Source organism: Sphingomonas adhaesiva (genome assembly GCF_036946125.1).
Classification (GTDB): domain Bacteria; phylum Pseudomonadota; class Alphaproteobacteria; order Sphingomonadales; family Sphingomonadaceae; genus Sphingomonas; species Sphingomonas adhaesiva_A.
Genome location: NZ_JAQIJT010000001.1, coordinates 310,087 through 323,413, shown reverse-complemented (window position 1 = coordinate 323,413; position 13,327 = coordinate 310,087). Strand labels below are relative to the sequence as shown.

The following is a 13,327-nucleotide window of genomic DNA, read 5'->3' as shown; positions in this document are numbered from 1 at the left end:
CTGATAGGAAGCGCGCATGACCGACGCAAGCGTAACAACCGACACCATCCACCCCTCCGTCGTGGCGGGGGAGGCCGCGCATTTCGGGGGGATGGCGCAGGAATGGTGGGACCCGAAGGGATCGTCGGCGATGCTCCACCGGCTGAACCCGGTGCGCTTGCGCTACATCCGCGCCGCGATCGACCGCCATTGGGACCTCGACGACCGTTCCTTCACTCCGCTCGCGGGGCGGCGCGCGCTCGACATGGGTTGCGGCGCGGGGTTGCTGGCGGAGCCGCTGGCGCGACTGGGGGCGAGCGTGACGGCGGTGGATGCCGCACCCGAGAGCATCGCCGTGGCGCGCGCGCATGCCGGGGCGGGCGGGCTGACGATCGACTATCGTGCCGGGGGCGTCGAGGCGGTGGCAGGCGAGACGTTCGATCTCGTCACCTCGATGGAGGTGGTCGAGCACGTCGCCGATCCGCGCACCTTCGTGGCGGCGCTGGCGGCGGCAGTGGCGCCGGGCGGACTGCTGGTGATGAGCACCCCCAACCGGACGTGGCTGTCCCGCGTGGCGCTGGTCGAGGGGGCGGAACTGACGGGCCAAATCCCGCGCGGAACGCACGACTGGGACAAGTTCCTGACGCCGGACGAACTGGGCGGGATGGTGCGTGACGCGGGGCTGGAGGTCGGCGATGTCACCGGCCTGACGCTGGGAACGAGCGGGTTTGCGCTCGGCGCGTCGACCGCGCTCGACTATTTCCTCACCGCGCGGCGCGCGTGACGGCGGCGGCGTTGTCCGCCATCTGCAAGCCGCTCCGCCGGCACGCGGCGGTGACGACCGGATAGTCGATGTCGGTGCTGCGGGTCAGCGCGGCGGGCATCGCCGCCTGGCATTGCTGCACGGTCGAATAATGCGCCGGCTCGACCCGGGCCTGGGTGCAACCGGACGCGCCATCGGCGCAGCCCATGATCGCCATCACGAAGAAGACCGGCTCCACCGACCCCTCCCATCCCTATGATTTCCTGTCGTAAATACGCATCGGCGGCGCTTGCGTTCCGGGCATCGCATCGTGCCGTTCCGGGGCGAGGTTGACGCCGCACGCCGCGCGCCCGACATCGCGGGCTCATGCCGCCGCTCTCCGCTACCTCCGCCTCCGTCGAACGTCCGCTGCTGCCGACGCTGCGGCGCTTCCTGCCCGATCTGTGGCCGTCCGACGCGCCGGGGATGAAGGTGCGCGTGGTCGGTGCGATGGCGCTGGTCGTCGCCTCGAAGCTGGTGCAGGTGTACGGCGCGCCGTTCGCGCTGCAGGGGGCGGTCGACGGGATGACCGTGCCGACGACGCCGGTGTCGCTGATCGTGCTGCTGGTGGTGGGCTATGCCGCGGCGCGCTTCGGCAGCACGCTGTTCGACAATCTGCGCAACACGGTGTTCGAGCGGGTGGGGCAGGAGGCGACGCGGCGGCTGGCGGCGCGCGTGTTCCGCCACCTGCACCAGCTGTCGCTGCGCTTCCATCTGGAGCGGCGCACGGGCGCGGTGACCAAGGTGGTCGAGCGCGGCACGAAGAGCATCGATACGATGCTGTATTTCCTGCTCTTCAACATCGCGCCGACGGTGCTGGAGCTGGTGCTGGTGCTCGGCATCTTTCAGGTGAAGTTCGGCTGGCCGCTGGTCGCGGCGACCGTCGTCATGGTCGTCGTCTACATCTGGTTCACGCGCGTCGTCACCGACTGGCGTGCGTCCCTGCGCGAGCGGATGAACGATCTGGACACCGGCGCGGTCGCGCATGCGGTCGATTCGCTGCTCAATTTCGAGACGGTGAAGTATTTCGGCGCGGAGGAGCGCGAGGCGCGACGCTACGATGCGGCGATGCGAGCCTATGCGCAGGCGGCGGTGAAGAGCGAGAACAGCCTGGCATGGCTCAACATCGGGCAGGCTGCGATCACCAACCTGATGCTGGGCGCGGGCATGGCCTGGGTCGCCTGGGGGTGGAGCCAGGGGCGTTTCACCGCGGGCAATGTCGTGCTGGTGTCGACGTTGCTGTCGCAATTGTTCCGCCCGCTCGACCTGTTGGGCATGGTCTATCGTACGATCCGGCAGGGCGTGATCGACATGGGCGCGATGTTCGACCTGATCGACACGCCGTCGGAGGTGGTGGACGCGCCGGATGCGCCGCCGCTGTCGATCCGCAACGGTCATGTGCGGTTCGAGAACGTGCGGTTCGGCTATGATGCGGGCGCAGAGATCCTGAAGGGGATCGATCTGGACGTGCCCGCGGGGTCGACATTGGCCGTGGTGGGGCCATCGGGCGCGGGTAAGTCGACGCTCGCGCGGCTGATGTACCGCTTCTACGACGTCGATTCGGGCCGGATCGCGATCGACGGGCAGGATATCGCGCAGGTGACGCAGGATTCGGTGCGCGCCGCGATCGGGATCGTGCCGCAGGATACGGTGCTGTTCAACGACACGATCGGCTACAACATCGCGTACGGGCGCGAGGGCGCGGACCAGACCGCGATCGAGCGTGCCGCGCGCAGCGCGGCGATCGCGGGGTTCATCGAGCGGCAGGCGGACGGTTACGCGACGCGCGTCGGCGAGCGCGGGCTGAAGCTGTCGGGCGGCGAGAAGCAGCGCGTCGCGATCGCACGCACGCTGCTGAAGGACCCCCCGATCCTGATCCTGGACGAGGCGACCAGCGCGCTCGACAGCCGGACCGAGGGCGAGATCATGGAGACGCTTCAGGCGATCGAGCGCGGGCGGACGACGATCGTGATCGCGCACCGGCTGTCGACGATCGTCCATGCCGACCAGATCGTCGTGCTGGAGGCGGGCCGCGTGGTCGAGCGCGGCACCCACGCCGCGCTGCTGGCGGCGGGCGGGCTATATGCGGAGATGTGGCTGCGGCAGGCGGCCGAGCGGGCGGCGGCGGTCGAGGAGGGCGTGGCCTGAGTGGACCGCCATCCGGACTTGATCCCCATTCAGCGATACGACAGCCACCTTGCCGTATCGTGTCGCCACGTGCACTGCGCTTCATCACGATAACCAAGGAGTATCAATGCGTTCGATGTTCGCCGCCACCCTGTCCGTGGCGCTGATGACGACGACGGCGGTCGCCCAGACGCTGCCCGCCAGCAACCCCTTCGCCAAGCCGAGCACGCTGCCGTACCAGGCGCCGCCCTTCGACCGGATCAAGGACACCGACTATCTGCCGGCGATCAAGGCGGGGATGGCGGAGCAGCGCGCCGAGGTGGCGCGGATCGCGAACGACCGTGCGGCCCCGACATTCGACAATACGATCGCCGCGCTGGAGCGGTCGGGTCAGCTGCTGGAGCGGGCCGAGAACGCGTTCAGCGGCGTCAACGGCGCCAATACCAACCCGGTGCTCCAGAAGACCGAGGCGGAACTGGCGCCGCTCCAGTCGGCGCACCGCGATGCGATCAATCAGGATGCGAGGCTCTTCGCGCGGGTGAAATCGCTGCACGATCGCCAGGCCACGCTGGGGCTGACGCCCGAGCAGGCGATGGTGCTGACGCTGACCTACGACAAGATGGTGCGCGCTGGGGCGCAGCTGTCGGCGACCGACCAGAAGGCGCTGCGCGACGTCAACGGGCAATTGTCGACGCTGGAGACGACGTTCAAGCAGCGCCTGCTCGCCGCGGCGAAGGCCGGCGCGCTGGTGGTCGACGACAAGGCGAAGCTCGCCGGGCTGTCCGATGCGGAGATCGCCGCGGCGGCGGCCGATGCGCAGGCGCGCGGACTGCCGGGCAAATACGTCCTGTCGCTCCAGAACACGACGCAGCAGCCCGCGCTGGCGCAGCTGACCGATCGCGCCACGCGCCAGGCGCTGTTCGAGGCGAGCTGGACCCGCGCGGAGAAGGGGGACGCCAACGACACCCGCGCCACGCTGCTGCGGATCGCGGACCTGCGCGCGCAGAAGGCGAAGCTGCTGGGGTTCGCCAGCTGGGCCGATTACAAGCTGGCCGACCAGATGGCGAAGACGCCGCAGACCGCGCAGGGCTTCCTGCGCCGGATCGCGGGCGCGGTGTCGGTCGAGCAGAAGCGCGAGGCGGCGGAGCTGCAGGCGCAGGTGAAGGCCGAGGGCGGCGATTTCGCGCTGAAGCCGTGGGACTGGAACTTCTATTCGGAGAAGCTGCGCAAGGCGCGCTACGACCTGAACCAGGACGAGCTGAAACCGTATTTCCAGATCGACAAGGTGCTGGAGGACGGCGTCTTCTACGCCGCGACCCAGCTGTACGGCATCACCTTCAAGAAGCGCACCGACCTGCCGGTGTGGCAGAGCGACGTGATGGTCTACGAGGTGTTCGAGGAGAATGGCCAGCCGCTGGGGCTGATGTACTTCGACTATTGGAAGCGCGACAACAAGAACGGCGGCGCGTGGATGTCGAACTTCGTCAACCAGTCCAAGCTGCTGGGGACGAAGCCGGTGATCTACAACGTCGGCAATTTCACCAAGCCCGCCGCCGGGCAGCCCGCGCTCATCACCTTCGACGATGTGACGACGATGTTCCACGAATTCGGCCATGCGCTGCACGGGCTGTTCGCGAACCAGACCTATCCCAGCGTGTCGGGCACCAACACCGCGCGCGATTTCGTCGAGTTCCCGTCGCAGTTCAACGAGCACTGGGCGCTCGACCCGAAGGTGCTGGCGCATTACGCGGTCGACTATCGCAGCGGTCGGCCGATCCCGCAGGCGCTGGTCGACAAGATCAAGCGCGCGGCCACGTTCAACACCGGCTATTCCTTCGGCGAGGCGCTGGCCGCGTCGCAGCTGGACATGGCGTGGCACTCGCTGCCCGCCGGGCAGGCGCCGAAGGACGCCGATGCGTTCGAGGCGCAGGCGCTGGCGGCCTCCGGGCTCGACGTGGCGGACGTGCCGCCGCGGTACCGCTCCAGCTATTTCCTCCATATCTGGGGCAATGGCTATTCGGCGGGCTATTACGCCTATCAATGGACCAAGATGCTGGATGCCAACGCCTATTCCTGGTTCGAGGCGAACGGCGGGCTGACCCGGGCCAATGGCCAGCGCTTCCGCGACATGATCCTGTCGAAGGGGCATACGGAGGATTATGCGCCGATGTTCCGGGCCTTCTACGGCAAGGATCCCGAGGTGGCGCCGCTGCTGAAGGACCTAGGGCTCAACGCCGACGGATCGCGGGTAACCCCGTGATCCTTCGTCACCCCGGACTTGATCCGGGGTCCCGCTTCTTCTGACACGCTGGGATAAAGCGGGACCCCGGGTCGAGGCGGTAGCTTCGCCAGACGGCTGGAACGGCGCCGCGTACCGGCCGTGCTCCTGCGCAGGCAGGAGCACGGAGACAGGCAGAACGACGTCTTATGGGATCGGCAACACTGGGCTCCTGCCTGCGCAGGAGCACGGTGGAGATGGCCGCAAAGGTCCCGCTCGAGGCCGGGGTGACGACCTACGCCAGCAGGTCGCGCGTCTCCGGGTGCTTCTCGATATACGCGCGGACGAAGGTGCATTGCGGCACCACCTTCAGCCCGCGGTCGCGCACCGCGTCGAGTGCGCCGCGGATCAGGCGGCTGCCGACGCCGCGCCCCTCGATCTCGGGCGGGACGACGGTGTGGGTGAAGACGATCGTGTCGCCCTCGCGCTGATAGGCGGCGACCGCGCGATGCCCGTCGACCTCCAGCACGAACTCCTGCTCGGAGCGGTTGTCGCGTACGCGCTCGACGCTCACGGCGCGACCGGATCGGCCGCCGGTGGCGCGTCGACGCCCTTGGCCACGGGGGAGACCTGATGCGGGGCGGTCGTGTTGACGCCGGTCTTGCGGAGGTCCTCCTCGCGGCCGCAGCCGGACAGGATCGCGGCGCCGAAGGTGAAGAGCGCTAGGTTGCGGCGGGGGGCGGGGATCATCGTCGTTCTACGCCCGAAACGGCCCGTGCGTTCCGTTGCCACCGGCGATCCCGCGCCCTAGATGAGCCGCGATGGTCGCCGACCCGGTCGCAACACTCCACCGCATCTTCGGTTTTCCCGCCTTCCGCGGCGTGCAGGAGGATGTCGTCACGCGCGTGCTCGCCGGGCAGCGGACGCTGGCGGTCATGCCGACCGGCGCGGGCAAGTCGCTCTGCTATCAGCTGCCCTCCGCCATGCTGGAGGGGACGTGCGTCGTCGTCAGCCCGCTGATCGCGCTGATGCACGACCAGCTGCGCGCCGCGACCGCGGTGGGGCTGCGGGCGGCGACGCTGACCAGCGTGGACGAGAACAGGGCGGAGACGCGCGGCCGGTTCCTGGATGGCGAGCTGGACCTGCTCTACATCGCGCCGGAGCGTGCCTCGACCGCCGATTTCCGCGACCTGCTGGAGCGTGGGCGCATCGCGCTGTTCGCGATCGACGAGGCGCATTGCGTCAGCGAATGGGGGCACGACTTCCGCCCCGACTACCGCCTGCTGCGCCCGTTGCTGGACGCCTTCCCGCAGGTGCCGCGGCTGGCGCTGACCGCGACCGCGGACGACCATACCCGGCGCGACGTGCTGGAGCAGCTGGGCATCCCCGAAGAGGGAATGATCGTCGCGGGGTTCGACCGCCCCAACATCCGCTACGCCATCCAGCCGCGCGACCAGACGGCGCGCCAGATCGCCGACCTGATCGCGCGCACGCCGGGGCCCGGCATCGTCTACGTCCCCTCTCGCGCGGGGACCGAGAAGATGGCGGAGACGCTGGGGCGCAGCACCGGACGGCCGGTGCGCGCCTATCATGCCGGACTGGACGCGAGCGTGCGCGCGCGCAACCAGCGCGACTTCGTCGCGTCAGAGGACATGGTGATCTGCGCCACGGTGGCGTTCGGGATGGGGATCGACAAGCCCGACGTCCGCTTCGTGGCGCACGCCGGGCTGCCGAAGTCGATCGAGGCCTATTATCAGGAAACCGGGCGCGCCGGGCGCGACGGCGATCCGGCCGTGGCGCATCTGTTCTGGGGCGCGGACGATTTCGCGCGCGCGCGCCAGCGCATCGGCGAGGTGGAGCCCGCGCGCCAGCCGGGCGAGCGCCAGCGGCTGACCGCGCTTGCCGCGCTGGTGGAAACCGCGGGGTGCCGCCGCAGGGTCCTGTTGCGGCACTTCGGCGAGGACCCGCCCGAGACGTGCGGCAATTGCGACAATTGCCTGAACCCGCCCGCCGCGATCGACGCGACGCAGGTGGCGCGCAAATATCTCTCCGCCGTCTTTCGCACCGGGCAGATGTTCGGCGCGGGCTATATCGAGCAGGTGCTGACCGGCCAGTCGACCGAGCGCAGCCTGATGAACGGGCACGAGCAACTGACGGTGTGGAACATCGTCGAGGGCGAGGAGCTGCGGCTGCTGAAGCCGGTCGGGCGCGCGCTGCTGCTGAAGGACGCGCTGCGCACCAATCCGCACGGCGGGCTGGAGTTCGGCCCGGCGGCCCGCGCGCTGCTGAAGGGCGAGGCGACGCTGCCGCTGATCGAGCCGCCCGCGCGCGAGCGGCGGCGCAAGGGGGCGGGGGCGCAGACCGCCAACCCGGTCGACGATCCGCTGTTCGAGGCGCTGCGCGCGTGCCGCCGCGACCTGGCGAAGGAGGCGGGGGTGCCGCCCTATGTCATCTTCCACGATTCCGCGCTGCGCGAGATGGCGGCGCTGCGGCCCGCGTCCGCGAGCGCCTTGGGGCGGATTTCGGGGATCGGGCAGCGCAAGCTGGATGCCTACGGGGCGGCGTTCCTGAAAGTGATCGCGGACCACTCGTCATGACGATCGGTACGCGCTAGGGTCCGCTTATGCTTCGCCCCATCGACGAGAAGATCGCCGTCGCGCCGCAGATCCGGCCAGAGGACGTCCCCGCTATCGCCGCGGCCGGCTATGTCGCGATCGTCAACAACCGTCCCGATGGCGAGGAGGCGGGCCAGCCGAGCGGCGCCGCCATTCGGGCGGCAGCGGAGGCGGCGGGGCTGACCTATACCGCGATCCCCGTCACGCAGGCCGGGTTCAGCTTCGCGCAGGTGCAGGCGATGATCGGCGCGCTCGATGCGGCGGGCGGCCCGGTGCTGGCCTATTGCCGCTCGGGTACGCGGTCGTGCAACCTGTGGGCGCTGGCGGGCGCGGGGCTGGGCGAGGATGCGGATGTGCTGACCGCGAAGGCGGCGGGCGCGGGCTACGATATCGCCGGGCTGCGCCCGCTGATGGATGCGGTGTCGCAGCAGGCATGACGCTCGCGGCATTGTTGGGGCTGGGCGGCACCGACCGCATGATGCGCGCGCCCGAGGAGGCGCTGGAGGCGATCGGCGTCGCGCTGCCCGGGTTTCCCGCGATCGATGCGGTCACGGCCGAGGACGGGCGCACCGCGCTGGCGGTGACCGCGGATCGCCGCGTGGCGGTCGTGCGGGTGCGCGGCACGCGGGTGAGCGGGCGCGAGGTGACGTGGCCGATGCTGCGCCAGACCGCAGAGGGGATCGTGGTGGAGACGGGCGACCGCCGGCTGGGCGACCTGACGCTGGTCGGCGTCACCGCGCTGGACGTGCGGCGGCTGGGTCAGGCGATGGCGGCCTAGCGGGCGACGATCAGCGCCGCGCCCGCCAATATTCCCAATACCGCGAGCGCGCGGCGTCCCGTCACCCGCTCCCCCAGCGCGAAGATGCCGATGAGCAGCGCGGTGACCATTCCCGTCTCGCGCAGGGCCGCCAGCGGCGCGGTGGGGCCGAGCGCCAGCGCGGACAGCGCCAGCCCGTAGGTGACGATCGACAGCGCCCCCGCGATCGCACCGGGGCGCCAGCCACGGCGGACCTGCGCGAAGATCGCACCCTTCGACGCGGTGCCGAACATGACCAGCACCACCCCGCCCATCAGGACGAAGAGCCAGACGATGTAGCTCGTCGGCGTCGGCGCGGCGCGGACGCCGCGCGCGTCGATCACGGTATAGGCCGCGATCGTCACCCCGGTCAGCAGCGACCAGCCGAGCGCCGCGCGGCCGATATGCCGCCCGACCGTCAGGGTCAGCATCGCCCCCGCGATCAGCGCGATGCCGGCCACCTGCGCCACCGTCGCCGGCTCGCCCAGCCAGCCGATCGTCGCCAGCGCGGTGACGACGGGGGCGGTGCCGCGCAGCACCGGATAGGCGGCGGTGAAATCCGCCACCTGATAGGCGCGGATCAGCGCATAGAGATAGATCGCATGGCCCAGCGCACTCGCCGCCAGCCAGCCCCAGGCGCCGTGCGGCAGCGGCACGATCAGGATCGCGGGCAGCAGGATGATCGCCGCCGCGGCATCGGTGAAGGCGCGGGCCGCCATCTTGTCACGCCCGCCCTTCACGATGGCGTTGACGACCGCGTGGATCGAACCGGAGGCGATCATCATCGCGGCGGCCAGGGTATAGGCGGGCATGGCGGCGGTATGCGCCGCTGTCTTCTCTTCGTCACCCCGGGTCATGCCCGGGATGACGGGTGTGGGCTACGTCACCAGGCGGCGCAGCGCCTCCAGCGTATCGGCCTCCTCCGCGGGCTTGTCGGTGCGGATGCGCGCGATGCGGGGGAAGCGCATCGCGACGCCGGACTTGTGCCGTTTCGATTCGTGGATCGAATCGAACGCGATCTCCAGCACCAGCGTCTTCTCGACCTCGCGGACCGGGCCGAAGCGGTTCAGCGTGTGCTGGCGCACGAAACGGTCGAGCTGCGCGATCTCCTGATCGGTGATGCCCTGATAGGCCTTGCCCACCGGCAGCAGCTCGCCGTCGGGCGTCCAGCAGCCGAAGGTATAGTCGCTGTACCAGCTGGATCGGCGGCCGTTGCCGCGCTGCGCATACATCATCACGCAATCGGCGGTCAGCGGATCGCGCTTCCATTTGTACCACAGTCCCGTGCGCCGCCCCGCGACATAGGGGCTGTCGCGCCGCTTGAGCATCATCCCCTCGATCGCGGCATCGCGCGCGCCGGCGCGGATGCCCTCCAGCGCGGTGAAATCCGCCGCCTCGATCACCTGCGACAGGTCGAAGCGGTCGGCGTCGAGCCGCGCGGCGAACGCCTCCAGCCGGGTGCGCCGCTCGCTCCACGGCAGCGCGCGCAGATCCTCCGTCCCGTCGAACAGGATGTCGTACAGCCGGACGAAGGCGGGCGACTCCGCCAGCATCCTGGCCGACACGACCTTGCGCCCCAGCCGCTGTTGCAGCGCGTTGAAGCTCGCCGCCCCGCCTCCGCTCTCCAGCGCACCGCCCTGGAAATCGCCCTTCACCATCAGCTCGCCATCGACCACGCCGGGGGTCGAAAAGGCACCGGCGACATCGGGGAAGGCGCGGGTCACGTCGTCGCCGGTGCGGCTGTAGAGCCGCGTCTCGCCCCCGTCGTCGCCCGGCACATGGACGATCTGGACGCGGATGCCGTCCCACTTCCACTCCGCGACGTAATCGGCGAGATCGACGCGCAGGTCGTCCAGCGGATGCGCCAGCATGAAGGGGCGAAAGACGGGCACGTCGGCGGTGGTGGGCTGCGCCCCCGTCCCCTCGGCCCAGGCGAACAGCGTGGGGTAGGGGGGCTCCAGCCCGTGCCATACCTCCTCCACGGCATCGACGTCCAGCCCGAACGCGTCCGCCAGCGCCTGCTTCGCGAGCCGCGCGGAGACGCCGACGCGCAGGCCCCCCGTCGCCATCTTCAGCAGCGCGAACCGCTCCTCGGCATCCATCCGGTCGAGCATGTCGGCGAGCGCGGCGGGGGCATCGGCGCGCGACAGATGCATCAGCCGGTCGACCACCGCACCGACGCTCAGCGGCGTGGCGTCGACCGGGGGCGGATCGGGGGTCGGCCACAGCAGCGATACCGTTTCCGCGGTATCGCCGACATAGTCACGGCTCATCCGGAACAGGACCGGATCGACCCGCGCCTCGATCAGCGTGCGGATGACCGCCGGCTTCACGCCGGGCAGGTCGAGGTCCCCGGTCAGCGCCGCCATCGCCCAGCCGCGATCGGGGTCGGGCACGGCGCGCAGATAGTCGCCGATCAGCTTCAGCTTGGCATTGCGCGACCGGGTATAGATCAGCGAATCGAGCAGGGCGGCGAACGCGTGCATCCGCCCGTCAGTCGATCGCGTCCTTCGCCGCCCTGGCCGCCATCAGCCCCAGCACGAGGAAGATGACGAAGAGCGCCGCGACGACGAAGAACAGGATCTTGGCGATCCCGACAAACGCGCCGCCGATTCCGCCGAAGCCGAGCGCCCCGAGCAGCAATCCGGCGATGAGGAACAGCACGGCAAGTTTCAGCATGACGGCGCCTCCCCCGCAACATCAGCCCTTGCGGCTGGCCTCGAACAGGAACCAGGCGCGTTCCTCGGCCTGATCGGTCCATTCGTCGACGATGCCGCTGGTGGCGTTGTCCTTCGCCTCTTCGGCAGCGTCCTTCACCTCGCGAAAGCGCTCGACGAGCTTCAGATTGTCGTCGCGCAGCTCCGCCAGCATGTCGGCCGCGCTGACGAAGTCGCGGTCGTTGTCGACGATCGACTGGCGGCGCGAGATGTCGCCGATCGAGCGCAGCGTGACGTTGCCGGTCTTGCGTACGCGCTCCGCGATGGCGTCGGTCACGCCCAGGATCTGCGCCGCCTGATCGTCGAGCAGCAGGTGATAGTCGCGGAAGTGCGGGCCGGAGACGTGCCAATGGAAGTTCTTTGTCTTCAGATACACGGCATAGCAGTCCGCCAGCGCGCCGTTCAGCGCCTCGGCCACCGTTTTCGTGTCGTTGCGCGCCAGATCGGTCGGCGTTTCCAGCGCGGGATTGATGTCGGCCACGTGTCGCTCCGTCATTTGGGGTCGGTGGCGGAACGACGGCGAAGCGGAATCGCTCCGCCCGGGATGGTCGTCGACCGTGAGCGGCCGGTCAGATCAGCGCGACGGCGCGCAACCCCAGCACCACGCCGATCCCGGTCAGCAGCACCATGTTGGCGACGCGGATCGCGCGCAGCGGCAGCGCCGCCCAGCCGCGCTCCCCCAGCGTCACCGCCACCGCGACGACCGCGAGCGCTCCCATCGTCGCCCCCACCGCAGCGGCCCAGGGCAGCGGGCTGCGCGCCGCCAGCGCCGCCGCGATGAACTGCATCCGGTCGCCGAACGCCATGATGAAGAGCCCCGCCAGCGCGGTGGGGAAGCGGCCGATGCGCCATCCCGCCAGATCCTCCGGCCGCGTGCTGCGCCATCCCGTCCCCAGCCCGGCGAGCACCAGCGCCAGCGCGAGCAGCAGCAGCCGCGCCGCCGGCGTCAGCAGCGCGGCGACCGCGATGCCGCCGATTGTCCCGATCGCATAATTCGCGGCCAGCGCGACCGCCCCGGCCACGATCACGAGGGCAGGCGAGCGCCAGCGATCGGCGAGCATCGCCGCCAGCCACGGCGTCCGGTCGGCGGCCTGCGTGATCGCGCCGAGCAGCAGCGCCGCCATCAGCGCGTCCATCGGCGTAGCCCCGTCAGGCGGCGAATCGGACCGTGCAGGCCGCGGCGAACGCGTCGCACGCCCCCTGGTCCTGCCGCTCGCTCACCACCGCCTCGCGCAGCAGCGCCAGCCAGCCGTGGATCAGCGCTCCCCGCTCGCCGCGCGCCAGCGCCGACCCGAGCAGGTGCGCGACGGTGACCGCGGGCAACAGGCGGTGGCGGTGCGCGATGGCGCGGATGCGGTCGACCTCATCGGCGATTCGCGCCGGCCCGGCGCGCCACTCGATCGCGGCCACGCGGTTGGCCAGATCGTGCCTGATGTCGCTTAGTCCGTCGCTGCCCATGTTCCCGCTCCTTTATGGTGGAGAGCATCGCACGCGGCGGTTACGGCGGGCTTAATCGGGCGCGCTGCTTGACTCGGGGCCGCATTTGCGCCAATCGGCCGCGTCTGTTGCGGCGGGGCTGCCCTCGCCGCTCTTTTTTGTTTCATACTATCAGGAATTGGTCATGGCAAAGCCGACCACCGTCAAGATCAAGCTCGTCAGCTCCGCCGACACCGGCTTCTTCTACGTGACGAAGAAGAACCCGCGTACCAAGACCGAGAAGCTGAGCTTCAACAAGTACGATCCCGTCGTGCGCAAGCACGTCGCGTTCAAGGAAGCCAAGATCAAGTAAGCGGCGGGCGGCGTGATGCCGCCTCGCGCTGCCTGATCGGGTGGACGGACAGGAGCCGCGGGCACGCGCCGGCGGCTCCTTTCGTACGTCGGTGGCCGCCTGTGCGAAGCCTTTCGGCATCATCGTCCGCCCGTCACCCCGGACGCGTTCGAGCCTTCCGCGAAACTCGGTTCCTTGTTCCCCGGCGAAGGCCGGGGCCCAGCTGGGGGACGGTGGTAACAGACGGATAAGCCACGCCAACTGGGCCCCGGCCTTCGCCGGGGAACGGCAAAATTGTCGAGCGA

General features: G+C 69.9%; 16 protein-coding genes. 7 read left to right on the top strand and 9 right to left on the bottom strand.

Annotated features, from left to right (window positions below; genetic code table 11):
• Positions 1-16 precede the first annotated feature (16 nt).
• Positions 17-763, top strand: coding sequence for a bifunctional 2-polyprenyl-6-hydroxyphenol methylase/3-demethylubiquinol 3-O-methyltransferase UbiG (ubiG, locus tag PGN23_RS01550; protein ID WP_335301093.1), 747 nt, complete (start codon positions 17-19; stop codon positions 761-763).
• Here the strand turns inward: ubiG and PGN23_RS01545 are convergent.
• A complete protein-coding gene (locus tag PGN23_RS01545) occupies positions 744-980 on the bottom strand; it encodes a hypothetical protein (RefSeq protein ID WP_335301092.1) in 237 nt (78 codons plus the stop codon). The genes ubiG and PGN23_RS01545 overlap by 20 nt on opposite strands.
• A 128-nt stretch (positions 981-1,108) precedes the next feature.
• Here PGN23_RS01545 and PGN23_RS01540 point away from each other — a divergent pair, with 128 nt between their 5' ends.
• The gene (locus tag PGN23_RS01540; protein ID WP_335301091.1) at positions 1,109-2,929 is read left to right on the top strand and encodes an ABCB family ABC transporter ATP-binding protein/permease; all 1,821 of its coding nucleotides are present in this window, start codon (positions 1,109-1,111) and stop codon (positions 2,927-2,929) included.
• A 106-nt stretch (positions 2,930-3,035) separates the two neighbouring features.
• Complete coding sequence (locus PGN23_RS01535) at positions 3,036-5,168, top strand: M3 family metallopeptidase (RefSeq protein ID WP_335301090.1); 2,133 nt, start codon at positions 3,036-3,038, stop codon at positions 5,166-5,168.
• 253 nt (positions 5,169-5,421) lie between these two features.
• Here PGN23_RS01535 and PGN23_RS01530 read toward each other — a convergent pair whose 3' ends face one another.
• Positions 5,422-5,700, bottom strand: a complete 279-nt coding sequence (locus tag PGN23_RS01530; protein WP_335301089.1) for a GNAT family N-acetyltransferase — start codon at positions 5,698-5,700, stop codon at positions 5,422-5,424.
• Positions 5,697-5,876 (bottom strand): hypothetical protein, encoded by a 180-nt coding sequence (locus tag PGN23_RS01525; RefSeq protein WP_335301088.1) that lies wholly within the window; start codon positions 5,874-5,876, stop codon positions 5,697-5,699. Before PGN23_RS01525 ends, PGN23_RS01530 begins: the two co-directional genes overlap by 4 nt.
• Positions 5,877-5,947: 71 nt before the next feature.
• Between PGN23_RS01525 and recQ the strand changes: the two genes are divergently transcribed.
• The 3 genes from recQ to PGN23_RS01510 are packed head-to-tail and all read left to right on the top strand — an operon-like array spanning position 5,948 to position 8,519.
• A complete protein-coding gene (gene recQ, locus PGN23_RS01520; protein ID WP_335301087.1) occupies positions 5,948-7,723 on the top strand; it encodes a DNA helicase RecQ in 1,776 nt (591 codons plus the stop codon).
• A gap of 26 nt (positions 7,724-7,749) precedes the next feature.
• Positions 7,750-8,178, top strand: coding sequence for a TIGR01244 family sulfur transferase (locus PGN23_RS01515; protein WP_335301086.1), 429 nt, complete (start codon positions 7,750-7,752; stop codon positions 8,176-8,178).
• Complete coding sequence (locus PGN23_RS01510; protein WP_335301085.1) at positions 8,175-8,519, top strand: hypothetical protein; 345 nt, start codon at positions 8,175-8,177, stop codon at positions 8,517-8,519. Before PGN23_RS01515 ends, PGN23_RS01510 begins: the two co-directional genes overlap by 4 nt.
• Here PGN23_RS01510 and PGN23_RS01505 read toward each other — a convergent pair.
• The 6 genes from PGN23_RS01505 to PGN23_RS01480 form a co-directional block, all read right to left on the bottom strand.
• Positions 8,516-9,394, bottom strand: coding sequence for a DMT family transporter (locus PGN23_RS01505; RefSeq protein WP_335301084.1), 879 nt, complete (start codon positions 9,392-9,394; stop codon positions 8,516-8,518). The two genes, PGN23_RS01510 and PGN23_RS01505, sit on opposite strands and share 4 nt — an antisense overlap.
• Before the next feature lie 21 nt (positions 9,395-9,415).
• The gene (locus PGN23_RS01500; protein ID WP_335301083.1) at positions 9,416-11,023 is read right to left on the bottom strand and encodes a cisplatin damage response ATP-dependent DNA ligase; all 1,608 of its coding nucleotides are present in this window, start codon (positions 11,021-11,023) and stop codon (positions 9,416-9,418) included.
• Positions 11,024-11,030: 7 nt separating this feature from the next.
• Entirely contained in the window at positions 11,031-11,216 is a 186-nt protein-coding gene (locus PGN23_RS01495) for a DUF1328 family protein (RefSeq protein WP_335301082.1), read from the bottom strand.
• Between the two features lie 21 nt (positions 11,217-11,237).
• Positions 11,238-11,750, bottom strand: a complete 513-nt coding sequence (locus PGN23_RS01490; RefSeq protein ID WP_335301081.1) for a Dps family protein — start codon at positions 11,748-11,750, stop codon at positions 11,238-11,240.
• Between the two features lie 73 nt (positions 11,751-11,823).
• Positions 11,824-12,390, bottom strand: a complete 567-nt coding sequence (locus tag PGN23_RS01485) for a TMEM165/GDT1 family protein (protein WP_335301080.1) — start codon at positions 12,388-12,390, stop codon at positions 11,824-11,826.
• Between the two features lie 13 nt (positions 12,391-12,403).
• Positions 12,404-12,712, bottom strand: a complete 309-nt coding sequence (locus PGN23_RS01480; RefSeq protein ID WP_335301079.1) for a hypothetical protein — start codon at positions 12,710-12,712, stop codon at positions 12,404-12,406.
• Between the two features lie 163 nt (positions 12,713-12,875).
• On the opposite strand from PGN23_RS01480, the gene rpmG reads away from it, so the two are divergent.
• Entirely contained in the window at positions 12,876-13,043 is a 168-nt protein-coding gene (gene rpmG, locus PGN23_RS01475; RefSeq protein ID WP_022687989.1) for a 50S ribosomal protein L33, read from the top strand.
• Positions 13,044-13,327: the final 284 nt, after the last annotated feature.